Annotated in this window: 20 protein-coding genes; 5 read left to right on the top strand and 15 right to left on the bottom strand. The window is 66.6% G+C overall.

Annotated elements, in window-relative coordinates:
- Positions 1–247 precede the first annotated feature (247 nt).
- From DDE18_RS04640 to DDE18_RS04630, 3 genes are all read left to right on the top strand, one after another.
- Positions 248–808, top strand: a complete 561-nt coding sequence (locus DDE18_RS04640) for a TetR family transcriptional regulator (RefSeq protein WP_165821037.1) — start codon at positions 248–250, stop codon at positions 806–808.
- A 99-nt stretch (positions 809–907) separates the two neighbouring features.
- Positions 908–2,515 carry a GMC family oxidoreductase gene (locus DDE18_RS04635; RefSeq protein ID WP_211754406.1) on the top strand — a complete coding sequence of 536 codons (1,608 nt, stop codon included), beginning with the start codon at positions 908–910 and terminating at the stop codon, positions 2,513–2,515.
- 1,024 nt (positions 2,516–3,539) lie between these two features.
- Positions 3,540–4,781, top strand: a complete 1,242-nt coding sequence (locus DDE18_RS04630) for a PucR family transcriptional regulator (protein ID WP_133241159.1) — start codon at positions 3,540–3,542, stop codon at positions 4,779–4,781.
- Here the strand turns inward: DDE18_RS04630 and DDE18_RS24210 are convergent.
- The 6 genes from DDE18_RS24210 to DDE18_RS04600 all read right to left on the bottom strand — a co-directional run bounded on the left by DDE18_RS24210 (position 4,727) and on the right by DDE18_RS04600 (position 10,930).
- A complete protein-coding gene (locus DDE18_RS24210; protein WP_425437545.1) occupies positions 4,727–4,942 on the bottom strand; it encodes a YciI family protein in 216 nt (71 codons plus the stop codon). The genes DDE18_RS04630 and DDE18_RS24210 overlap by 55 nt on opposite strands.
- A 65-nt stretch (positions 4,943–5,007) precedes the next feature.
- Positions 5,008–5,787 (bottom strand): SDR family oxidoreductase, encoded by a 780-nt coding sequence (locus DDE18_RS04620; RefSeq protein WP_116571092.1) that lies wholly within the window; start codon positions 5,785–5,787, stop codon positions 5,008–5,010.
- Positions 5,787–7,895, bottom strand: coding sequence for an acetate--CoA ligase family protein (locus DDE18_RS04615; protein ID WP_165821035.1), 2,109 nt, complete (start codon positions 7,893–7,895; stop codon positions 5,787–5,789). Before DDE18_RS04615 ends, DDE18_RS04620 begins: the two co-directional genes overlap by 1 nt.
- A 10-nt stretch (positions 7,896–7,905) precedes the next feature.
- Entirely contained in the window at positions 7,906–9,210 is a 1,305-nt protein-coding gene (locus DDE18_RS04610) for a LeuA family protein (RefSeq protein WP_116571090.1), read from the bottom strand.
- Between the two features lie 7 nt (positions 9,211–9,217).
- Positions 9,218–10,237, bottom strand: coding sequence for an LLM class flavin-dependent oxidoreductase (locus DDE18_RS04605; RefSeq protein ID WP_116571089.1), 1,020 nt, complete (start codon positions 10,235–10,237; stop codon positions 9,218–9,220).
- Between the two features lie 111 nt (positions 10,238–10,348).
- Positions 10,349–10,930 (bottom strand): cupin domain-containing protein, encoded by a 582-nt coding sequence (locus DDE18_RS04600; protein WP_133241157.1) that lies wholly within the window; start codon positions 10,928–10,930, stop codon positions 10,349–10,351.
- A gap of 163 nt (positions 10,931–11,093) precedes the next feature.
- Between DDE18_RS04600 and DDE18_RS04595 the strand changes: the two genes are divergently transcribed.
- Entirely contained in the window at positions 11,094–12,311 is a 1,218-nt protein-coding gene (locus DDE18_RS04595) for a flavin reductase (RefSeq protein WP_116571087.1), read from the top strand.
- 67 nt (positions 12,312–12,378) lie between these two features.
- Here the strand turns inward: DDE18_RS04595 and DDE18_RS04590 are convergent, their stop codons facing one another.
- The 5 genes from DDE18_RS04590 to DDE18_RS04570 are packed head-to-tail and all read right to left on the bottom strand — an operon-like array spanning position 12,379 to position 17,854.
- The gene (locus DDE18_RS04590) at positions 12,379–13,269 is read right to left on the bottom strand and encodes a hypothetical protein (RefSeq protein WP_133241156.1); all 891 of its coding nucleotides are present in this window, start codon (positions 13,267–13,269) and stop codon (positions 12,379–12,381) included.
- 40 nt (positions 13,270–13,309) lie between these two features.
- Complete coding sequence (locus tag DDE18_RS04585) at positions 13,310–14,020, bottom strand: ABC transporter ATP-binding protein (protein WP_116571085.1); 711 nt, start codon at positions 14,018–14,020, stop codon at positions 13,310–13,312.
- A 1-nt stretch (position 14,021) separates the two neighbouring features.
- Positions 14,022–15,803 (bottom strand): branched-chain amino acid ABC transporter ATP-binding protein/permease, encoded by a 1,782-nt coding sequence (locus DDE18_RS04580; protein WP_133241155.1) that lies wholly within the window; start codon positions 15,801–15,803, stop codon positions 14,022–14,024.
- Between the two features lie 25 nt (positions 15,804–15,828).
- On the bottom strand, positions 15,829–16,698 hold the full coding sequence (locus tag DDE18_RS04575; RefSeq protein ID WP_116571083.1) for a branched-chain amino acid ABC transporter permease: 870 nt from the start codon (positions 16,696–16,698) through the stop codon (positions 15,829–15,831).
- A 49-nt stretch (positions 16,699–16,747) separates the two neighbouring features.
- Positions 16,748–17,854: an ABC transporter substrate-binding protein gene (locus tag DDE18_RS04570; protein ID WP_165821034.1), complete on the bottom strand. Its 1,107-nt coding sequence runs from the start codon at positions 17,852–17,854 to the stop codon at positions 16,748–16,750.
- Between the two features lie 442 nt (positions 17,855–18,296).
- Between DDE18_RS04570 and DDE18_RS04565 the strand changes: the two genes are divergently transcribed.
- Positions 18,297–19,523: an alpha-hydroxy acid oxidase gene (locus tag DDE18_RS04565; protein ID WP_116571081.1), complete on the top strand. Its 1,227-nt coding sequence runs from the start codon at positions 18,297–18,299 to the stop codon at positions 19,521–19,523.
- 217 nt (positions 19,524–19,740) lie between these two features.
- Here the strand turns inward: DDE18_RS04565 and DDE18_RS04560 are convergent, their stop codons facing one another.
- From DDE18_RS04560 to DDE18_RS04545, 4 genes are all read right to left on the bottom strand, one after another.
- Positions 19,741–19,950, bottom strand: coding sequence for a dodecin (locus DDE18_RS04560; protein ID WP_116571080.1), 210 nt, complete (start codon positions 19,948–19,950; stop codon positions 19,741–19,743).
- A gap of 197 nt (positions 19,951–20,147) precedes the next feature.
- Positions 20,148–21,374 (bottom strand): dihydrolipoamide acetyltransferase family protein, encoded by a 1,227-nt coding sequence (locus DDE18_RS04555; protein WP_116571079.1) that lies wholly within the window; start codon positions 21,372–21,374, stop codon positions 20,148–20,150.
- Entirely contained in the window at positions 21,367–22,362 is a 996-nt protein-coding gene (locus tag DDE18_RS04550; RefSeq protein ID WP_116571078.1) for an alpha-ketoacid dehydrogenase subunit beta, read from the bottom strand. The genes DDE18_RS04555 and DDE18_RS04550 overlap by 8 nt, the downstream gene beginning before the upstream one ends.
- Positions 22,362–23,483, bottom strand: coding sequence for a thiamine pyrophosphate-dependent dehydrogenase E1 component subunit alpha (locus DDE18_RS04545; RefSeq protein WP_116571077.1), 1,122 nt, complete (start codon positions 23,481–23,483; stop codon positions 22,362–22,364). The genes DDE18_RS04550 and DDE18_RS04545 overlap by 1 nt, the downstream gene beginning before the upstream one ends.
- Between the last annotated feature and the right edge of the window lie 32 nt (positions 23,484–23,515).

Here is a 23,515-nt window from a genome sequence, read left to right as displayed (position 1 = left end):
GGGTGCGGTACGGCTGTACCACGAGCGGCTGACGGGCCGGAGCGCGCTGGCACACCTGAGGCATCATGGCGGGCACACTTGGGGAGATCGGCGAGATCTTTGGACTCGCGCGCGGTCGCGTATTCATCGCGGCCCGCTGCATTCACCCGATGATGAAGTGACCGAACCTCAGCAGACGAATCGATGCAGGAGAGACGTGGCAGCTACTCGCCCGCCTGGCCGTCCCCGGGTGTCGTCGCGCCAAGCCGTGGAGGCGGCGGCCGTTGAGCTCTTCTTGGCACACGGCTTCGAGCAGACGACGGTCGATGACATCGCGGCCGCTGCGGGAATCGGGCGATCCACGTTCTTCAGGTACTTCCGCACGAAGGCCGACGTCCTCTGGCTGCCCTTCGATGACCACTTCGAACATCTGGCGGCCGCCCTGGCCAAGCAACCGTCCGACGAACCGTTGACGATGGCCATCATTCGCGGGGTCATGGAGGCGTTGCGCGAGAGCGGGGACCCTCAGGGCGTGTGGCTCCTGAGATTCGTGGCGCAAGAGGAGCTGGCTCTCGAGGAGCAGGAAGCTGTGCGCTGGTCCCGGTGGGCAACTGTCGTAACCGAGTTCGCCGCCACGCGGCTTCCCGGCGAGCGGGGCGAGGTCCTCGCCGCCATGGTGGGCGGGACGACCCAAGCACTCATTCGGTCTCTGCTGCGGCGCTTGACCGGCCGCGAAGCGCGCACCGAGAGGGTCCTGGACGAGATCGAGCGCGAGCTGCACGCCATCCTCCAACCGCTCCAAGGGTGGCTGGACGAGGTCATCAGTTGAATCTTGAACCTTGTTTTGGGACTGAGTTCCGTTATGCTGGGGATAGATCGACACTGCACCAGATCGGTGAGGTCGTGAATGCCCAAAGGAGCGAGTCTCGTGGTTCAGGATGCCTATGACTACATCATCGTGGGGGCCGGCGCTGCCGGGTCGGTGCTGGCGAACCGGTTGACGGCGAACCCCACGGTTTCAGTCCTGCTGCTCGAGTACGGCGGACGGGACCTGAACCCCATGTTGTACATCCCCAAGGGCTTCTACTTCACCTTGAACGGCGATCGCTACACCTACCAGTACCCGACGAAGCCCTTCAAGGCTGACGGGACGGGCGAGTCCTGGACGCGTGGAAAGGTTTTGGGCGGCTCCACGAGCGTCAACGGGATGATGTACGCCCGCGGCTCCAAGCAGCACTACGACAAGCTCGTCAAGCTCGGCAACCCCGGCTGGGGGTGGGACGACATGCTGCCCATCTACCTGCAGATGGAGGACCACCAGCTCGGAGCGTCACCCATGCGCGGCGCCGGTGGCCCCTACGGCATCTCGCTACCCGAGGTCGACGAGGCCGCGAAGCTGGTGCTGGAATCGGCCCGCTCCATCGGGATGAAGGTTGTTGCGGACACCAACGCCGAGTCCGGTGAACGGATCGGCATGACCCCGTCCAGCATCAAGAACGGCAAGCGGGTCTCGGCCGCCAGCGCCTTCCTCCACCCGATCCGCCACCGTGCCAACCTGACGGTGCTGAACCGCACCCGGGTCGGCCAGCTGCTCTTCGACGGCAACCGGGTCATCGGCGTACGCGCACGGCGACGCGGTCAGCAGATCGAGGTCCGGGCGCGCCGCGAGGTCTTGGTTTCGGCCGGCACCATCGAGAGCACCATGCTGCTCGAGCGGTCCGGCATCGGGCGCGGAGACGTTCTGTCGCGCGCCGGCATCCGCCTCCGCGTCGAGAGCCCCAACGTGGGCGAGCGTGCGATCGAGCAGCGCGGGGCGACCATGCAGGTCAAGTTCAAACGCCCCGTCGGGAGAACCGAGGACCTCAACACCCTGCCAAAGCAGGGCTGGGAGGGCTTCAAGTACCTGCTCACCCGACGCGGTCCGGTCTCCGACGCGGGCTACAACATCCTTGCCGGCATCGCGTCCTCGCCCGAGCACGCCGACCACGTCGACATCCAAGGTCTGTTCGTGCCCTTGGCCCTGGACGCCACCAGCTTCGACTCGGTCAAGCTGGCCAAGCACTCCGGGGTGATGTTCCTGGCCTACGGCATCACGCCGACCACGACCAGCACCATCCACGTCACCTCTGCGGACCCCGATGCGCTGCCGGAAATCGATGCGCACTACCTGGAGACCGAGGAGGACCAGCGGGTGGGGTCGCGGCTGCTCGACAAGGCTCGTGAGGTGTTTGCAGCAGAGCCGATCGTCGACCTCATCCAGGAAGAGGAGTTCCCAGGGCCAGCCGTATCCACGCACGAGCAGGTACTCGCATACGCGAAGGATCCCGGCGCCACGATCTACCACGCCATCGGAGCCAACGGAATGGGTCCCAACGACGACGACGTGATCGATTTCCGGCTGCGTGTGCGCGGAGTGTCCGGCCTGCGGGTCATCGACGCCTCCTCCTTCCCGATCCAGGTCTCAGGCAACACCGCAGCACCAACGATGGCGCTCGGCTGGCGCGGTGCAGAGCTGATCGCCGAAGAAGATGCCTGATCGTTGCGTCGGTGCCCGCGAAATCTTGAGCGCAACACGCGCATCGCGGTGGGCCGCGTCGAAGAACTTGTCCGGTTGGTCCCCGATCGGTCGTCGGTGCCGTCCAGTTTCGTCGGGTTGCTTGCCGAGCAGGTGATGGCGGCGATCCACCAGGGCTCCGTCGCGGCGAGGACGGGGCTCGGGCACGCCGAGGCGTTTGACCCACAGTTGCACACCCGGGTGCGTCTGGAGGCTGCCGGCGTGGCGGTGCACGGTGGCCGGCGTGACTCCCAGGATCTCGGCGGCCTGTTTGGTCGTGAGCCTACCCCGAGGCTCGGGTGGCTCGCGCGCACTTCGCAGGAACACGACTCCCCGCAAGCCCCGCCGTGTCACGGCCCGAGAAGACGTGCACGCAAGGGGTACACGATGGCTGCAGATGGCCGGATCGCGCGTCCGGGCGTGCTCACGCTGCAAGGGGGTCGCAGCGGGTGCACCGTGCGCGCCTCGGTTGCGGCAAAGTCCAGCGGCTGTGACTGTGACGAAATCGCGCTTGCGCTGCGCTCAGCGGTGGCCATATCGTCCACAAATTGCGCTCTTTATCTGCGGAGCCTGTCATTAACTAGTCATAGTGATTAGTTGCAGCTCTTGAACCGCAAAGGATCTATGCATATGGCTACCTTCGACTGCCCGGACCCAGAGACGGGCCACTTTCCGCCCGCTGCCCGTCTGGGCGATCCAGAGATCGCGGGCTGCAGGCGGACCGAGAGCACCTGCTCCTGCGCGTCCCGCGCAACTCACTCGGGGCACGGCGACATTCACGCCAGACGTCGTGCTACAGAGGGGGTGGGCAGACGACCTCGACCTTCTCCGTCGCCAGGCCTGCGGCGTTTGTGGACCCCAGAGTGGTGCGGGAGCAACGGCGCCGCGTCGGTTGCGCGGGGTATAATCCGTGCGCCCGAGCGGAGCACGGGCTCACGTCGGGAGCGAGCGAGGTGCCTCGATGACGCATAGCTGGCGCGGGGAGTTCGATCCCCCCTCCCGCGAAATGATCGACACCTTCGTCGATGAGACGATGTACGCGCTGCCGCACGTCGTTGCCCACTCCGGCAAGGACGTCGAGTCTGACGTGCTCGAAGCTTGGCGCCGTTATGCGCATCTCTATTACGCCACCCTCGCCACGCTCGAGCTCCCCTCCAGTGACGAGATCGCCGAGTTCGAGCAGGTCGCACGCCGCCGCTTGCACCAGTCCGTCGGCCTGGAGGATCTCCACGCCGCGTTCCGCCGGGGCGCTCGGATCCTCCTTGAGCACGCGCTGATGAGGGTGGACCCCGTTGATGCAGGCATGGTTGCCTCGATCACGATGGAGTTCGCGGATCAGATGACGACAGCTGCCGAGCGGGCGTATCTCGAGGAGCAGCGTTCCATGTCGGCCACTGAAAGTGACTACACAGTAGAACTATTGCTGCAGCTGTTCCGAGGCGAAGTTCGCCTAGAGGACGCCAAGGTCCCCATGGCTCCGGTGCATGGCTATGACTTCGCGCGCACGTATACCGTTGTGAGCTTCGCGCCAAGTGCTCGCGCCACCCCCATGCGGCACGCTTCGGGCCCCGAACTCCTCCCCATGCTCGGCACAGTTCTCAGATCTGTGCTGCCGTTTGCTCTTCAGGTACAGCGCGACGACGACACTCTGACGGTTCTGGTGCCTGGCGATGCCGTCAGCAACTTGGCAAAGTTGCTGACCCGGATGCTCAGCGGCAAGTTCAACGGGACTCTCCGGGCCGGCATCTCGATCCCCACCGCCGGCCTCGCCGGGGTGCTGCCGAGCGCCGAGCAGGCGACGCGCGCTCGGCGGGTCGGAGAGGTGTTGCAGCCGGACGTCTTGGTGCACGTCTGGGACCACGTACGGGCTCTGGACATCTTCCGAGGCGCCAATGAAGTCGAAACCTACGTCGAAGAACAGCTCGGCCCGCTGATCCAACACGATAAGCGCAAGGGCACCCAGCTGGTCGAGACTCTCGCAGCTTTCCTCGAGGCCAATGGCAACCGTAAGACGGCGGCACGCAACCTCACGGTTCACATCAACACGCTCGACTACCGGCTCCGTCAAATCCGCAGCATCCTGGGTGACGAGATTTTCGCCGAGCGATCCTTCGCGGCCCATCTCGCCGTGCGCCTCTTCCCGCTGTACCGGGCGCAGAACCTCCCACCCGAGCGGTCGCTCGGACCGAACCCCTATCCGGACAGAGCTGGCGAAGTCACGACAGCAACGAACGCGTCCGCTGTGTAAGACGTCACCGCGCCGCTCTGCAGGTAAACGTCTGCGTCCATCACCGCGGTGGCCGCGTCCACGTCGGGCACCAGCAAGACCAGCACGGCGCCCTCGTCAGACACGTCCGGACCAGCCACGAGCACGAGACCATCGTTCGCCAGACCGCGCAGCCGATCCACGTGCTCGGCCCTGTGCCGAGCGCGCAGCTCCGTGTCGGCGTACCGGTAGCGGACCAGGACGGCCTTCACGCGTATCGGCCCATCCCGCCCGCGACGTCGATGAGGACGCCAGTGACGTAGCTGGCACGATCTGACGCGAGGAACGTCACCACGCCGCTCACCTCATCGTCACGGCCAAATCGTCCCAACGGAACGTCCGCCGTCAGGGTCGCCGCGAACTCGTCCGCCGTCAGGTGCGGAGCCTTGCGCTGGCGGATGTTCGCCCACTGCGGGGTCGTCACGAGGCCTATGTTGACAGCGTTGACGAGGATGCCTTCCGGTCCGTACTGCTGGGCAAGAACCTTGGTCAGGTTGTTCCCCGCGGCTCGAAGCGCACTGGTGGAACAGAAGGTCGGGTCTGGCGCTTTGCCCTGCACGGCGCCGATGTTGACGATGCGCGCCGCGGATGAAGCCCGCAGGTGTGGCAGGGCAGCGCGGCACACGCGAATGATCGAGCCGACTTTGGTGTCGAAGTCGATCTGCCAGTCCTCGTCGGTCAGGGTTTCGAACGTGCCTGGCCGCGCCCCTCCCGCGTTGTTGACGAGGATGTCGAGGCCACCCAACTCGGATGCCGCCTCCTCGACGAGCCTGTCGACGTCGGACCCCACGGTGACGTCGGCCTCATAGGCCCATCCTGTGGTTCCCAGGGCCCGCAGCTCGGCAACGACCGCGTCACATTCTGCACGGTTGCGGCTGCAGATCGCGACGGCGGCACCCTCGCGTGCCAGCTCGAGCGCGATGGCGCGCCCCAGTCCCTTTGAGCCGCCCGTGACCAGCGCCCGCCGTCCCTTCAGTCCGAGCTCCATCATGCCTCCCGGACGAGCACGCGGCCGTCGACGCAGGTGACTGTGCCCGACGTCACGTCAACCATGACCGGGTTCAGGTCGACGTCCTCCACGGCGGGCTCGGCGGTGAACCACGCGGCGGTTGCCGCCAGCATCTCGGTGAGGGACATAGCCACCTTCGGGTACTCCTCCTGGATGAACGACCCCACCCTGGTGCCGAGCAGGAGCTCTCCCACATCAGCTTCCTCGTCGACCACCAGAAGCGCGGTGTCGTCCAGGAACTCCGCCGCTGAGCCACCGAGGCCGAAGATCAGTGTGGTGCCGAAGTCAGGATCGCGTCTGGCACCGACGAAGCATTGCAGCGAAGCGGACACCATCGCTTCGACCACGACCCCCTGGCCGCCGTGCGCCGCGGCCAGGGCCGCCAGCTCGGAATAGCGGGCTCGCACCGCGTCCTCGGTTGCCACGCCGACGGCGACCAGACCGGCCTTGGCCTTGTGCATGGTGGAGGACACATCACCCTTCATCACCACGGGGAAGCCGATCTCGCGGGCCATGGCGACGGCCTCGTCGGCACTCGTTGTGTGTCCACCAGGGGCGAACGGCATTCCGAGCTCGCGCAGGCAGTCCCGTACCTCCGCGTACGTCGCCCCCAAACGCGGCGCCGGCACCGTGGCACTCAGCGACGCGGCTGTCTCCGGGGCGGCCCTCGGCTTGTCGAGTCCGCTCAACCAGCCCGAGTAGCGGTCGATGGCGTGGACGGCTCGCGTCGAATCCGGAAGCACAGGACAGCCCGTCGCGGACAGCAGCTCTGCCTGCAGCTCGGTGAGTGGACCGGCCGGCCACATGGAGAACGCCACGCGCGGACCGCTGTCGCCACGGTCGCGGAACAGGGTTTCGAGCTGAGGGAGCACGCGTTCCGCGGCCTCTGCCCGATACACCGGCGTGGCCACGAGCACCTCCGTGAGCTCATTGTCGTCGAGGAAGCTGTTCAGGACTGGAACCAGCTTCTCCGGCCGGCCGACCAGCTCACCGGTCGCGTCGAAGGGGTTGGCGGCCTTGGCAAAGCCCAGTACCTCGCGAATGTTCTGGTCGAAGGCCTCGCTCACCGCCGGCAGCGAAAGGCTGGTGTCGCTGGCGTGGTCGGCGATGAGCGCTGCCTCCCCGCCGGAGAACGCGAACACGCCGAGCCGACCAGTCGGGCCGGTCGGCGCACCCCAGGCCTCGAAGAGGCGCGCGACCTGCCACAAGGCGTCGAAGTCGTCGACCTGGACGATTCCCCACTGCTCAAAGGCCGCACGGGCTACCTGCTCGTCCCCGGCGATGCTTCCGGAGTGGGTCATCACGACCTCGCTGCCGAGCGGGCTGGACCCCAACTTGAGCAGCACGACGGGCTTGCGTAGCGAGTGCGCCAGGGCCGCCACCTTACGGATCCGCTGAGGATCCCCGAGCGCCTCGATCACGACCATGACGACGCTGACGCGCTCATCATGCAAAGAGTGCTCGACCAAGTCCCACACGGTGATGTCACATTCGCCGCCGGTTGCTGCCATGACGCCGATCCCAACTCCATTGGCCTGGGCTCGGTTGAACACGATGTTGCTGCAAGCGCCTGATTGCGTGAACAGCGCAACGGAGCCCGCCCGCAAGCGGGAGCCCTCCAGATGGTTTGCCGCGGCCCTCGGGACATAGTCGTCGAGCAGATTGATCAGGCCTGCGGTGTTTGGTCCGAGCACCCGTAGGCGGGACCCGGAGAGCCACTCATCGAGCCGGCGCTGACGCACCTGTCCGTCGGGCCCGGCACCGTCCTCCCCGAATCCAGCACTCACCACCGTGGCCGACAACACTCCCCGTCGCTCACACTGCTCGAGGACGTCGACCACAGCTGCGGCGGGCACGGTGATCACGGCGGTCTCCACCGCCTCAGGGATGTCGAGGACCGACGGGTAGCACTCTTGGCCGCCGATCTCATCCCGCTTTGGGTTGACCGGGTAGACGGATCCGGTGAAGCCGTGCACCGACAGATTGTGCAGCGGTGCTCCGCTGAAGGTGAAGCGCGAGTCCGACGCGCCCACCACAGCGACGGACTTGGGCGAGAGCAGGCTACGCAGTACCTGTGCGGACGGCACAGATCCTGGTTCATTCCCCATCGACGGCGACCCCCATGTCCTGAGCAGCACCAGTCTGCTCAAGCACCTCGGCCACGATGCGCTTGAACTCGGCCACGGGCACCGGAGCCTTGCGGACGCGCCCCTCGTCCTTGACCCGGTCCCGGATCAGCGCCAGCGCCTCCTCAGGGGCGTCGAGCTCGAGCTCGATGAGCTTCATCCGGATCAAGTTCTTTCCGGCCATCGGGCCGAGGTCCACCTGGTAGCCCTCCCTGCCGATGACCGACGGCACGAACGGAGTCCACGCCTCCGGCCGGCCCGCCGCGCCGACTCGCTCCCGCCAGGCAGCGTGCAGCGAGGTCCAGATGTGGTGCAGGGATACCCCGGTGACCGCCTTATTGACGGGCACTGGACGACCCATGACGTCGCTGGCGAGCTCGGTCATCTCCAACAGCCGGCTCAAATCCAGGCCGGTGTCGGCGCCGAGGAGGATGGTGGCCGCGACCGCCACCTCCTCCAAGGAAGCGTTGCCAGCACGCTCGCCAACGCCGTTGATCGCACACTCGACGATGTCGGCACCACCCTGGATGCCAGCGAGGGTGTTTGCCGTTGCCATGCCGTAGTCGTTGTGGCAGTGAGTCTCGATGTCGACCCGGTCTCCGACCCAGCCGCGCACCTCACGCGTCAGCCTCTCGAAGGTGCTCGGCAGGCACTGACCCAGGGAGTCGTTGACGCTGACGGAATCGCATCCCGCCTCGACGGCCTCGGTGAAGAGACGCTTGAGCCGGTGGACGGGCGTGCGAAACGCGTCACCGGGTCCGCAGACGACCTTGAACCCCGCCTCCTTGGCGAGGCGGATTCCTTCGACGATCTCGTCGGCGATCTGGTCGGCGTCCTTGTTGAGGGCGTGGCGGGCGATCCAGTCGTTCATCGACAGGGTGAAGACCATGACACCGTCCGCCCCACACTGGTGGGCCAGATCGAGGTCCTCCTTGAAACCCGGCCGCACCAGTGCATAGGTCGCCAGATCCGGGCTGAGTGCCGAGATCTCAGTCAGCGCTTGAGTGTTCTCGCGCGAGAGGATGGGCCACATCTCGAGTCGGGGCACGCCGACCCGGATCAGCTCTTCGGCGATTCGCACCATCTCAGGAGCGCTGAGAATCACACCGTATCCCTGCTCGCCCTCGCGGAGGGTCACGTCGTGAAACGTCACCTTCCCGAGGTTGCGAGCTGGACGGTCGGTCTGGTCCCAGTCGCGATTGGCGTCCGGCACCCACCACAGACCCGGCTCGTGGCCCCTGCCGTCGCGCTCTTGGTCGTGCGATGCGGTCGTCATCGGTCCATCACGCCTTCAGCGCCGGCATGACGTTCTCGGCGAAGTCGTTGAGGGACTGAAGGACTTGCTGGTGGGGCTGCCCGCCGCAGTTGAACCACGCAGCGACGTTCTGCATGCCGGTGTACTCCCGGTACTCCAAGAGGTCGCTCTTGACCTTCTCCGCGGAACCGAGCAGCAACGAGCGGTGGTCGAGGAACCACTCGTAGTCCCTGTTCTCGTTCGGGAAGCCGAACATGGTGCGGTTGTGCAGAGCGCCGAAGAACCACGTGAAGGCTTCCCGGTACTGCTCGATCGCGATCTCCGTCGTCTCGGCCACGTGCACCTGCTTGAGCTGCCAGCAGCGCGACGCCGCGTGCTGGACCTCCTCGTCGCTGAAGCCTGCGTCACTGGCGGTGTCAACGAACAGCTTGAGCCGGTCGCGGACCTCGTCCCACGTCGGACCCTGGCCGATCACGAAGGGGTACAACCGCTCGGCTGCCCACTTGATCGACTCCTCGCTCTTCACCACCATCACGTACGTCGGTGGCATGGGCTTCTGCTGGGGCAGCGGGAAGAGGGGCGCATCGGGGACCTCGTTGAAGTGGCCCTTGTACTCGGTGCGGCCGGTGCGCCACATCTGGGTGATGGCCTCATAAGCCTCCTCCCAGCGCTCGAACCGCTCCTCGAAGGGGACCCCGTAGCTCGCGAACTCCAGGTCGTCGTAGCCCTTGCCGATACCGAAATCGAGACGCCCTCGAGAGACGTTGTCGACGAATGCCAGGTCTTCGGCAAGGTGCAGTGGGTGGTGCAGCGGGAGCCGCGCTACCGCCGTTCCGATGCGGATCCGCTTCGTCGCCTGCGCCATGGCCGCCATGGTCACCGTGATGCTGCCCCCGAGCGCGTAGTCGCGCACGTTGTGCTCAGCGACCCAGGCCGTGTCGAAGCCAAGGCGGTCCGCCTCCACCACCTGGTCGATGTGCTGGGCGATGACGTCGTGCGGGTTCGACCACGGAGGCGTGGACATGAGGTGGAAGGTGCCGATGCGCATGCTTGAAGTCCCTTTCTTGGGGAAGTGGTGGAGGTTTGCGTAGCCCCTGTGACGAAGCCGACGAGAACCTTGCGCTGGACACTAGGTCTGCCGCCGGTCGAGTGAATCGGCTCAGCGCCCCAAGGTTGCTGGAGTTTCTGGTGGCCGCCCCACAGGCAGCTGGAGCGCGCCGGCCGTCACGTCCCCCCGGGGGGGAGGCTCCGTGCCGATCATCACCACACCCAGGCGGCACCCCTCGGGACCGGCCCGCCACGCGTGTGCCGTCCCAGGGAGAATCACGGCGTCACCGGCATGCAGGTGCGTCTCGCTCCCATCGTCGAGAATCAGCGTGACGCTCCCCTGCAGCACGAAGTCGTAGTCCAGCGTGCTGGTCCTGTGCATCGCCGTCTCGCGACCCGCGCTGAACAGGCTGGTGCGGAAGCGCGAGGCGCCAGGCGGGCAGCTGATCCGCCAGGCATCGACCTCGACCAGTGGGTCCGCCCTCCCGTCGTGGTACGACGCGTCGGGTGCGGACCACAGCTCGGCCAGCACGCCGGCACCTGGGGGCAGGTCCTCAGGCACATGGTCGACTCGGACGGCAGACACCTGCTCCGGGTGCGACTGGTCGGGGAACTGGAAGAGCACAGATGGCAGACCATCTTGCACGACGTAAGACTTTCCGTCCGTACCCGTGGCGGTGACGACTCGACGCATGGCGAACCCTTCTGTAGCAGGGACGGGCGCCCTGTTCTCGGCACCCCACCTAGTGCTATCCGGACGGGCCCTTGCTCACGCAGTTGCATCGCCCCAATCATCGAGCTTGACGCTGTGGCAAAGCGCCACTGTGCGCCAGGTGCCGCCCGGATAGCGTGACCGCATGACTCAGCACAACTCACCGGGCGCCAGCGCACAGAACTTCACGCCGGCTGACTTCCGACGCGTGCTCGGGCAGTACCCGACGGGAGTTGTGGTCGTCTCTGCGACTCAGCCCGATGGGCCACCGATCGCCATGACCATCGGCTCCTTCACCAGCGTGTCTCTCGATCCTCCGTTGGTGGCTTTCTACCCCGACAAGACATCCACGAGCTGGCCACGGATCGAGCAGCGTGGGGCGTTCTGCGTCAGCGTCCTGGGCGCGGACCAGGAGTCCCTTTGTCGGAACTTCGCAATGAAGTCAGACGACAAGTTCCGACATGTGTCCTGGCGGTTATCCGGCACTGGTTCGCCCATCATCAACGGCGCCGTCGCCTGGATCGACTGCCGGATCGAGAGCGTGCAGGAGGCTGGCGATCACTACTTGGTGCTCGCCCGCGTCGAGGACCTGGCCATCGACAGCGGCAGCCTGCCCTTGCTCTTCTTCCGCGGCGGGTACGGCCGGTTCACCCCCCTCTCCCTCGCTACCGGCGACCTGACCATGATGAGCCACCTTCGTGGCATCGATCAGATCCGCGACGAGATGACGTCTCTCGCTGAAAAGCTGCGCGTCGAGGTCCTCGCCGGAGCCCGGATCGCCGATGAGTTCGTGCTGCTGGCCGGAGCCGCGCCGGAACGCGCGGGCGCTGAGCTTTCGCGTGTCGGACGGCGCATGCCGTTCGTCGCCCCTCTCGGAGCACCCATCGCCGCGTGGACGCCGGACCTGCAGGAATCCGGCTGGTTCGGCGGCTCAGCCCCGCACGACTCGATCGTCGCCGAAGAATGGCTCGAGACCCTCGACCACATCCGCACCGAGGGCTACTTCGTCGGTTTCGGGGACTCCGCCTACGCCGGCGTCGAACAAAGCCTCCAGCGGGTCGACGGCACCATGCTTCCCCCCGACGCCGAGCTTCACGACGCAGTGGCCCACCTCCGTCAGAGCGCTTGGGCGCCATCCGACGTAGACGCGACCGCGGAGTACGAGGTGCGCTCCATGAGCGCGCCGGTCTTCACCCGGGACGGGACGGTGCTGCAGTTCAGCCTCTACGGCTTCCCTGCGACGATCACGGGGGCGGTCCTCCGCCGGACCGGGGCGGAACTGGTGGAGGCCGCCAGCCGGGCCACAGCTCGCCTCGGTGGCCGGATGCCGTCGACGGCCGGTCCCGCCGCAGAGGCACGATGACAAGCTGCCCGGACGTATGACCGTCGCCCACGTGACGGAGCACGGCTCGACCTGGCCCGCCTCGCGATCAGTCCTGCATGACGGTGAGCCACCCATCGACCAAGGGTTGTAGCGCGGCCGTGGCACCCGCGATGTCGCTGGCACCCAGCAACGACATCCTCGGCCGCCGTACCGCGGCCCCGACGCGCGCCATCGTGTCCAGTTCGGCGAGAGCAGCGAACCATGGGAACAGGCCGAGCAGTGCTGGGCGGCCTGCCAATTGGATGGCCGATGGACGGTCGCGAAGCGAGTACGTGATCTGCTCGATCTCTCGTGGCTCAACGCCGACGTCTCCGGAACGCGACGATGCGCGGAGGACGACTTGGTCGACCACGAGGCCTCCCACCACCAGCGCCGCGTCCAGGAACCGCGCGGGCTGCTTGTGGTCGGCGGCCCTTGTCCAGGCCTTGCTGACCCAACGGATCAGCTGAGAACGATGCATCTGGAGCGGCACCAGAGTCTCGAGGTTGACCGTCCTGCCAGCCGGCTGCACGTCCACTAGCCGCAGAAGAAGGGCGATGCTCTCGTGGGGATCAGGGTTCTCGATGGCGTCTATCGCGACCTGTAACAGGGCCCGGTGCTCGGGTTGGCGCGAGTCAGCAGCCAAGGACAGCAGGCGCGCCAAGTCGTCCTCGCTCCCGGTGGTTGAGGCGAGGACGCCCAGTGCTGCTGACCGGACCTCGATCTCGGGATCGCTGGCCACATCGAGACCCGTCTGACGGGCTACCCGGGAGTCGATGGCAAGGACGCGCCGCAGCAATTCCACGCGCTCGGTCGCCTCCTCCTCCGTGCTGCGCACCACCCTCGCCAGTCGGACTGCATGGGCGACCTGCGACTCACCGGCGTTCAGCGCTGAAATCGCGGCAAGCACGCCGTCACCCTCCTCCGACCGGTGCCCGGCCGGCATCTCATCGGCCACGTCCGTGGTCACCTAGTCGCCGGAGTGTGGGCCGAGAAGGTCACTGCACGCTGCCGAGGTAGCTGTCGAGCAGGACGTCGGACTCCCTCACCTCGGCCGCCGGACCTTCGTGGCGCACCGCTCCGTCATCCAATACGTACACGTGGTCGCTGATCGCCAACGCGTGATTCACCCGCTGCTCGACGAGTAGGACGGTGATGCCGCCTTCCCGCAAGGACAGAAGGGCGTCCATGATCTCCTGCACCACCATCGGCGCCAACCCGAGCGACGGCTCGTCGCAGATCAGGAGGCGGGGCGACATCATGAGCCCCTGAGCGAGCGCAAGCATCTGCTGCTCGCCACCCGACAGCGATGCCCCGCGCGCATTCGACTTCCGCCTCAGCACAGGGAACATGGAGATGACGCGGTCCAGATCAGCCTGGACGTTCTCGTCGCCAGATCTGAGGAAAGCGCCCATCGACAGGTTCTCCATGACCGTCAGCGCGGGGAAGATCTGATGTCCTTCCCGAACGTGGGATATACCCAGGCGGGCGACCTTGTGGGGCTTGGCATGCGTGATGTCCTTTCCGTCGAAGGTCACCGATCCCGACGTCGCCTTGAGCAGGCCCGTGATCGCCTTGAGAGTCGTCGACTTGCCGGCGCCGTTGCGGCCGAGCATCGTCACGATCGTTCCCGACTTGATGGTCATCGTCACCCCGTGCAGGACTTCGGTCCGGCCATAGCCTGCGTGCAGGTCGTGGATCTCGAGCACGTCAACTCCCTAGGTAGGCCGCGATGACAGCCGGGTTCCGTCGGATCTCCGCGGGTCCGCCATGCGCGATCATGCGACCGCTCTCCATGACGCTGACTTCGTCGGCTGCGCCCATCACGAAGGGCACGTTGTGCTCGACGAGCACGATCGCGACACCCTGAGCGCGCATCGTGGCGATCAGCGCCCCGAGGCTGGAGAGCGCCTCCCCGGTGAGGCCGCCAGCCGGCTCGTCCATCAACACGACGGTCGGGCGACGAGAAAGAACCCGAGCGATCTCGACGAAACGCAGGATCGCGTGCGGGATGTCCGCCGCCTTGCGGTGTGCCAGATGCGTCACACCGGCCGTGGCCAGCGCCTCATGGGCGCGACGGGCCGGGTCGCCCTCGGGTCCGGGTGCAGTCGCGGCAGCGTAAACGTTCTCCCACACGGTGAGCTCCGGCGAAAGCCGGGGTTGCTGGAACGTCCGGCCGATCCCCCGGCGCGCGCCGTACTGCGCTGAACGACGGGTCACGTCCTCACCTTCCAACCGTACGGCCCCCTCCTCGGACCTGGCCAGGCCTAGGAGCACGTTCAGTAGCGTTGTCTTGCCACATCCGTTGGGCCCGATCACAGCATGCACGCTGCCAGCGCGGGCCACCAGGTCGACTCCGTCCAGGGCCGCGACTCCCCCATAACGCTTCTTCAGGCCTGACCCCTCGAGGATGGTTGCGGAGTCGCGAGGCACGGGCTGGCGCTCGTTCGGGCCGGAGATGTTCGGAACAGCCGTCACGACCGACCCCATGCGTCGTTCCTGGATGCGGTCCGAGAGCACAGCGACGAGTCCGGCCGCGCCTCGCGGCATCAGGATGGTGAGGACGATCAGCGCGGCGCCCACGGCGTACGTCGCCGTCCCACTGGGCGCGAGGTTGTCGATCAGGAGCATGAGCGGCACCCCGATCAGGGGTCCCCACAGGCTACCGCTGCCCCCGAGAAGCATCATGACGAGCAGGACGAGCCCGAGGTGCAGGTCGAACGTGTCTGGCTGAAGAACGAGGATGAAGGATGCGTAGACGCTTCCCGCGGCGCCTGCCAGCACGGCGGAGATCGCGAACGCGGTCAACTTCGAACGAGAAGGGGAGAGGCCGATCGCCCGAGCGGAAACCTCGTCATCGTGAACGATTCGCCACCACAAGCCCCGACGGCCACGCAGCACAAGGGTGACGAGCAGTCCGGCTACGACCGCGAATCCGACGATGAAGTAGTAGAGCTGGTCGCCACGAAGGTCTTGCCCGAACAGCGACACTGGCGGCACACCGATGATCCCGAGGTACCCGCCTGTGACGGCCTGCCAGTTGAGCAGCACCTGGCTGAACACGATCGCGAACCCCAGGGTCATCATCGCGAAGTACAGGTGTGCGAGACGAAGGGACGGCACGCCCAGCATCAGCCCCATCACGAGGACGCCCACCACTGCTCCCACAAAACCGACCCAGAACGGCTGGTCGTAGCGTGTGGTGAGGATCGCGGAGATGTAGGCACCCGCACCGAAAAGGGCGCCATGACCGACCGAGAGCTGCCCGGCGTAACCGGAGACCACGTTCAGCCCCGCAACCACCACGTAGTAGAGCGCGATCAGCTGGACGAGGTCCATGTAATAGAGATTGCCCGTCAGCGGCACAAGGAGTGCCGCCCCCACCGTCACCACAGCAACAACTGGGCCCATGACTCTGGCTAGGGTCCAGCGCGGCGCCGGGCCCGCCGTCTCCGTTGCATCGGCGGTCGACCCTTCGAAGGGGTCGGTCACCTGGACATCTTGAGTCACACGCACCTCAGACCACCCGGCTCTCGCCGGCGTAGAACAAGCCGTTCGGCCTTACCAACAGGAATGCCAGCACGACGGTGAATACCATGACGAGGTTGAACTGTGCACCGATCAGGTCCAGGCTGAACGCCTCGAGTAGACCTAGCAGAAAGCCTCCGATCACGGCGCCCATCGTCGTCGTCATGCCACCGATCGCGATGGCCAGGAAGCTCATGAAGCTGATGAGGTCGCCGCCGTACGCCGAAGCGTAGGTGGTCGGCGCCGTCAAGATGCCGCCAAGGGCCGCGACGGCGGCCGCCACAAGGAACACCATCGTGACGATCCGGCGCGTGTTGATGCCGAGCGTCGCAGCTGTGTCGCGGTTCTGGGCAGTAGCACGCCACGCCGTGCCCGGCCTGGTGCGGCGCGCGAAGAGCTCGATGGCGGTTACCAGGACGAGAACGGCGACACCAGCGAGGACCTGCGACGGCACGAAGCGTATGCCGCCCAGGTGCTGCGCCGTCGACCCCACGAACGAATCCACGGGGTAGGGCTCTGCGCCGTACATCTGCGCGAAGCCGGCTTGGAGCAGGAAGCTCGCGCCGAGCGTGGTGAGGATCCAGTTGTAGCCCACCTTGATCGGCCGAATGGTGACGACCTCCTGCACGAACCCGATGATGGCGACGACGGGCAGGATCAGCAGCGCACCGAGCAGCCACGGCCAGTCTCTCTCCACCAGGAGCGTGTGAGCGAGCAACCCGCCCAGGACCAGGAACTGAGCCTGGGCGAGGTTGAACACCTTCGTGGTCGAGAAGATCAATGCGAATGCGAGCGCCATGAACGCGTAGGTCGCTCCCAGCGATAGTCCACTGATCACAGTGTTGACGATGTCGGTCACGGTTAGTCGTCCTTGCAGAGTCGGTGGTGCTGTCGTCGTCCTCGGCCGGTCACTCCCCCGGGGCACCTTCCGCCCGCACCCAGAAGCCGTCGTTGTAGCTGCCAGGGGCGATCGAGGCGAAGCTCAGGTTCTCCGGGGCGTATCCGTTTCGATCGTCCTCCGAAAAGGTGTAGACGTCGCCCAGGGGGGTCATGATGTCGCCTTCCACCAGCGCCGCGCGCAACGCGTCAGGATCGGTCTTGCCGTCAGAGCGCTTCAGTGCCTCCTTGAAGACGTGGACGGCGTTGTAATACATCAGAGCGAGGTGGAAGGCGTCGGGCAGCTCGTCAACGTTGAGCCGAGACTTGACCTCGTCGCGCAGCGCAACCGCCTTGGGGTCGGGCTCGGCACCCTCGGCGTAGAGCTCGGTGTTGAAGGTCGCCGCATCCAAGGTGACCTGGCCCAACGCGTCACCGGCGAGCTCAGGGGTCGCCTTGAAGACCGCGCCGATGTCACCCACCACCGGGGTGGTGACACCAGCAGCCGCGAGGGCCTTGACTACGTTGGCTGTGTTCGCCCCTCCCACTGACCACAAGGCGATGCCGTCGGCGCCGCTCTTAACGATCTCATCGACGTATCCGCCGAGGTCTGGCTTGTCGGTCGCGAAGAGCTGCTTCGTCGCGAGGCTGACGCCATCGGTCTCGTTGATCGCCTTCTCCAGAGAATCGGCACCGGGAAGTCCGGATCCCGTGTTCTCGGCGAGGATGGCGATCTTGGTGGACCCGTAGTGGTCGCGCAGCCGCTCCACGATGAGGCGCGCCTCCGCGTCCCCGTCGAAGAAGAGCCGCCAGGTGTTGGGATACTCGTCGGTGATGCCGGTGGCGGCCGTTCCCACCAGAAGCTGGACAAGACCGGCGTTGTGGTAGATGGGTTGGGCGGCCAGGAACGGGGTGTTCACCGCAGGCCCCATCATCACGTCGATCTTGTCCTCGCTGATGAACTGTTTGGCCTGGGTGACGGCCTTCTCCGCGCTCAGGGCGTCGTCCTTGACAACCAGCTTGATGTCGACGCCGTCGTCCTCGTTGACCTGGTCGACAGCCATCTCAATCGCTGCCTGGTTTGTTTCTGCCAGACTCTGAAGAGGCCCTGAGAAGGGGCCGCTCCAGCCGAGGACCACGTCTGACGAGGATTCGGAGCCGCTCCCGGCGCCTGCTCCTCCACAAGCGGTCAGGGCCAGGGCCCCCACTGTGATTACCCCGACGATCCTTTGGCGATGACTGGACATGGAACCTCTTCTCTCGATTGACCCGGACCCTCTGCCCGCTGCTACTTGGGAAGGCTGGTGAGCCGGCCGAACGACGTTTGCATGACCGTAACAACGTCGAAGGCTGTGAAACCGACCACAAGGTGTGCGGAACTCACAGTGATGTGCGCAGTGTTTGGGTGTTTCTCCACCGCCGCCCTCCGCAGTCGCTGCGGCCGGCGCAGGAGGCTCTGTGCCATCACCACAGTTCGTGCCTTGACGTCAGTACGGGGACCACATCCCCACCGTGTGCACGGAGCGCTTGGATGGGCAGCGTCCCTCGCGCAAGGCGACGGGCGGTTCCTGCGAGGTGACTATGCAGCCACGAGAACTGGCCGGACTCCTGCGCGCCAGACCACCGGGCCGGCATAGACCGGAGGCGTGGGCATCCGTCGAGGATGCCGAGCGAGCGGCACAGCGGCGACTACCACGTCCAGTCTTCGAGTTCGTCAGCGGTGGCGCCGAGGACGAGCTCACCCTGGAGCGCAACGCGCGCCGCAAGAACGACTGGTCGTTGCACCCTCGAGTGCTTCAAGGGGTCGGTCAGACCAGGTTGGACTGCCAGGTACTCGGCGAGCGGCACAGCCTGCCGATACTCCTTGCCCCGACGGGCTTCACCGGCATCGTCCACCCGGACGGCGAGGTGGCTGTGGCGCGTGCGGCACGCCGGGAGGACGTCGTCTACACCGTCTCCGCCGCGGCGTCCAACACTGACCTGGACGACCTCGTATCGGCTTGCCCCGACCGCATGTGGTTCAACTACTATCCGTTGGCTGATGAGCAGCGCGGGAACGCACTTCTCGATCGGGCTGCCAGCCTTGGCTTCCGCGTGCTGGTTGTGACCGTGGACGTGCCCGTCGCGGGCTGGCGAGAACGAGACGTGCGCAACGGGCTGACGATCCCACCCTCGATCACCCCTCGGACGGTGCTGGAGGGTGTACGTCACCCGGGCTGGTCGCAGGCGTTTCTGCGAGGCCCTGCCCTTGGCACGCCGAACCTGCCGGACGTTGATATCCTCGCGAGCTCGTCGAGCTTTCCCAGCCTGTTTCAGCGCGATCTCGGTTGGCCCACCATCCGCAGAATTCGAGATCGGTGGGCCGGACCCGTCGTGCTCAAGGGAGTGCTGTCCGTCGAGGTTGCGCGGCAATGCGTTGACGAAGGGGTAGACGCCGTGGTCGTGTCGAACCACGGCGGCCGCCAGCTGGACGGCGTCCCGTCGCCCTTCGAGGTGTTGGAGCCCATCGCTGACGTGCTTCGTCCAGCCGGTTTGGAGGTGCTTCTCGACTCCGGGATCCGCCGCGGTCGAGACGTCATCACAGCGGTGGCGCTGGGTGCCACCGCTGTGCTGGTGGGACGGCCGTACCTTTACGGCCTCGGCGCCGCTGGCCAGCCGGGCGTCGAGCGCGTCGTGCAGCTGCTGCGTGCCGAGCTGCACCGCTCGCTGCACCTCCTGGGGCTCGACTCCATTGGCGCGGTGGACCGGTCGGTGCTCGCCAGGACCGGCGGAGAGACGTCCGGCACTCACCCAATCCGAGGACGTTGAAGGTGACTTCCTGTAGGTCGAGGAACGGACGCGCGCTGGTCGTCGACGGTTAGGAACGCTGACGAGCGTGCGCAAACGGCCGGCGCCGCAGGTCCGGGCCGAGCGCAAGCAGTCCCAACAGCGGCCACGCTCCAAGGGCCGCGAGGCTGCTCGGGATGCCGATGATTTGACCCCATCCAGGGATGACGGCTGATCCCACACTCCCGCCAAGTGGTGCTTAGTCCTCGATGCGGAAGCCGACCTTCATGCTCACTTGGAAGTGCTGGACGTTGTCGTCCCGTACCTGCCCTCGAACTTGAATCACCTCGAACCAGTCCACGTGCCGCACCGTAGAGGACGCTCGTGAGATGCCGTTGCGAATCGCCTGATCGACTCCGTCGCCAGACGTGCCGACGATTTCTACAACGCGGTAGGTGTGGTTAGCCATAACAGCCCCTTAGAACGGGTAGATGGTATTTGAGTGTCAATGCACATAAACGGACCATTGGTGCGCGACGCCGACGATGCGCCCACCGACATGGGCCAAGTGATCCAACGCCACCGCTTGTGCCCCCGCAGTCCACGACCGGCAAGGGACGGTTGAACCGTGCCTGGGGTGATTGCCAGCGGGAGCCCTCATCGGCTTCACAGGAGAGCGAGCCCCGGGTCATGCAGGAGCATCGCCACCTTCCGCAGAAACGTGGCCCCAAGCTCGCCGTCGACGAGCCGGTGGTCGATCGAGATGGACAGGGTCATGACGTCGCGGACCTCCACCTGCCCGTCGACGACCCAAGGTCGCTGCTGGATCGCGCCCAGGGCGATGATCGCGGCCTCCGGCGGATTCAGAATAGGCGTGGCTCCTTCGACCCCGAACGTGCCGACGTTGGTAAGCGTGAGGGTTCCTCCGCGCATGTCCGCGGGTTCGAGCGCGCCGGCACGAGCGCGCTGGACGACATCGTCCAGGCCCATCGCCAGTTCGCGAAGTGACATCGATCCGGCGCCCTTGATGTTCGGCACCATGAGCCCGCGCGGGGTAGCCGCGGCGATGCCCAAGTTCAGGTCCCTGCGGACCACGATCTCCTGGGTTGCGTCGTCCCATGAGGCGTTGATGTCGGGGACCTCTCGCACGGCGAGCGCAACGGTCCGAGCGGTGACCAGCAGCGGGCTCACTCGCACCCCCGACCACTCGCGGTCGCGCTTGAGCCGCTCGACGAGCCGGACCGAGGCCGTCACGTCGACGGTCGTCCACATGGAAGCGTGGGGCGCGGTGAAGGCCGAGCGCACCATCGTCTCGGCCGTCACCTTGCGGACGCCCTTGATGGGGATACGCGTCTCAGCGGCGTCGGTGGCGGTCTGACCCGTGGGGAGGGCGGCATTCTCGCCGGGGGGATGCCGATCGAAGGGCTCCCCTTCTGGTCGACGTAGGTGCACTCGGCGCGGCACCGCTTCCTTCGGGCCCGTGCCTACGAGGATCAGCGGACCCTTCGGCGCCTTCTCGGCCGGCACCTTCTCGGCCGGCACCTCCTCGGCCGCCGCCTCCTCGGCCGCCGCTGGCTCCCCGGCAGTCGGTACGACGGCTCCCTCGGAGCCAGGTACCACTGCCGGGGGTGCCACCTGGCCTGGGGTCGCGGCTGCTGCGATCGAGATCAGCGGGTGACCTACCGGGACGGTGTCGCCCTCGCCGACGTGCAGCTCCAACACCACGCCGGCGTATGGCGACGGCAACTCCACGACGGACTTGGCGGTCTCCACATCCACTAGCGCGTCGTTGATCGCCACCGCGTCACCCACTTTGACGTGCCACGTCACCACGTCCGCTTCGGTCAGGCCCTCCCCCACGTCGGGGAGGCGAAACACCTCGACGTCAGGCATGAGCGGGCGTCCTTCCGAAGTTGAGGGATCGGTCGATCGCCACGAGGACGCGGTCGACGTCCGGGAGGAACTCCTCCTCTACCTTGGCCGGCGGATACGGGAGGTTGTACGCGCCCACCCTGAGCACCGGCGCCTTCAGCGCGAAGAAGCAGCCCTCGGTGACGGCCGCGGCAACCTCGGCGCCGATACCGAGGAATGTCGAGGCCTCGTGGACCACGACTGCGCGACCGGTCTCCGCGACACATCGCCGCAGCGTCTCGACGTCGAGCGGGGAGATCGAGCGGAGGTCCACCACACCGACCAAGACGCCGTCCTCGTTGGCCGCCTCGGCGGCGGCGAGCGCGAGCTTGACGGTCGGACCGTGGGCGATCAGCGTGCAGTCGCGGCCCTTGCGCAGGACGAGGGCCCGGTCAAGGGAGGCAGGGCTGGCGTCGAGGTCGACCTCGCCCTTGTCCCAGTACCTCCGCTTGGGCTCGAAGAAGATCACAGGGTCGTCGCTCGCGATGGCGGCCCGCAAGAGGCGGTAGCCGTCCTGTGCCGTCGCGCACGAGACCACCCGCAGACCGGCCGTATGGGCGAAGTAGGCCTCGTTGGACTCGCTGTGGTGCTCCACTGCGCCGATGCCGCCGCCGGCGGGAATCCGGATCACCACGGGCAGGGAGACGCGGCCACGGGACCTCGCGCGCATCTTGGCGAGCTGGCTGACGATCTGGTCGAAGGCCGGGTAGACGAAGCCGTCGAACTGGATCTCACACACGGGCCGGTAACCGCGCAGCGCTAGTCCAATGGCCGTTCCCACAATGCCGGACTCGGCGAGCGGGGTGTCGAAGACGCGATTGGGACCGAACTCGACGGACAGCCCGTCCGTCACGCGGAAGACTCCGCCGAGGGTGCCGACGTCCTCACCGAGGACGACGACCCGGTCATCGTCGCGCATGGCGCGCTGCATGGCGAAGTTGAGGGCCTTGCCCAGGGGTAGGTGGACCATCAGACACCGCCCTCAACCATGGCGGCGAAGGCCTCGTACGCGGCACGCTCCTGCAGCACAGGGTGCGGGTCGGCGTAGACCTCGGAGAAGAGGTCGGCCAGGTCCGGCGCATGCAGCGCCTGGCACTCCTGGCGTGTCCGTACGGCGAGCGCACGACCATCCTCCTCGACCTCCTCGAACCACGGCGGCGCCACTCCGAGGCCCTCCAGGACGACACGCAGGCGGGCGATCGGGTCCCGCCGGCGCCAACTCTCCAGCTCCTCGTCCGTGCGGTAGCGATTAGGGTCGTCGGAGGTGCTGTGGCCGCCGACCCGGTATGTCTCGGCCTCGATCAGGGCGGGGCCCCTGCCGGCTCGGATGGTCTCGACGGCCTCGCTGGTCACGGCGTGGACCGCGAGGGCGTCGTTGCCGTCCACCCACCAGGTGCGCAGGCCGAACCCGGCAGCGCGCGTGTGGATCGGGGTACTGAACTGCTTGGTGGTCGGCGTGGAAATGGCCCACTGGTTGTTCTGGCAGATGAAGAGGATCGGCAGGGACATGGTGGCGGCCCAGTTGAAGGCCTCGTTGACGTCGCCCTGGCTGGCGGCGCCGTCACCGAAGTAGACGACCGTCACTGCGTCCTCGCCGTCCAACTTGCAGCCTAACGCGTAGCCGGCGGCGTGAAGCGTCTGCGTGCCGAGTACGAGCGAGTAGAAGTGATAGCGGCGCTCGAACGGGTCCCACCCGGCGTGCGCCACGCCTCGCCATTGGGACAGCAGCTCGGCTGGCGAAAGGCCACGGACGAGCCCGACGGCGTGCTCGCGGTAACTGGGGAAGATGTGGTCCTGCGCCGCCAGCGCGTGCACCGAGCCGACCTGGGCGGCTTCCTGCCCCTCGCTTTGCAGCCACAGCGCCAGCTCGCCCTGCCGCTGCAGCGCCACCGCCTCGCGGTCGAGGAAACGCGACAGAACCATGTCGCGGTAGAGCCAGCATGCCTTGTCGACGTCGACGGGCCGCTCACGGCCGCGCCGGGTCAGGCGTCCGTCGGCGTCGACCAGCCGGATCGGCCCCTGCAACTCAGGATCCTGGACGCGCAGGGGCGCCGGTCCGGCGGCGCTGGGTCGGTCGGTGGTGGTGGACATGGCGGGTCTCCCAGACGGTGAAAGGTGACAAG

The sequence above is a fragment of the Nocardioides gansuensis genome (assembly GCF_003076135.1).
Lineage (GTDB): Bacteria > Actinomycetota > Actinomycetes > Propionibacteriales > Nocardioidaceae > Nocardioides > Nocardioides gansuensis.
Note: the sequence above shows the minus strand (reverse complement) of the source record. Positions and strands in the feature narration are given on the sequence as shown.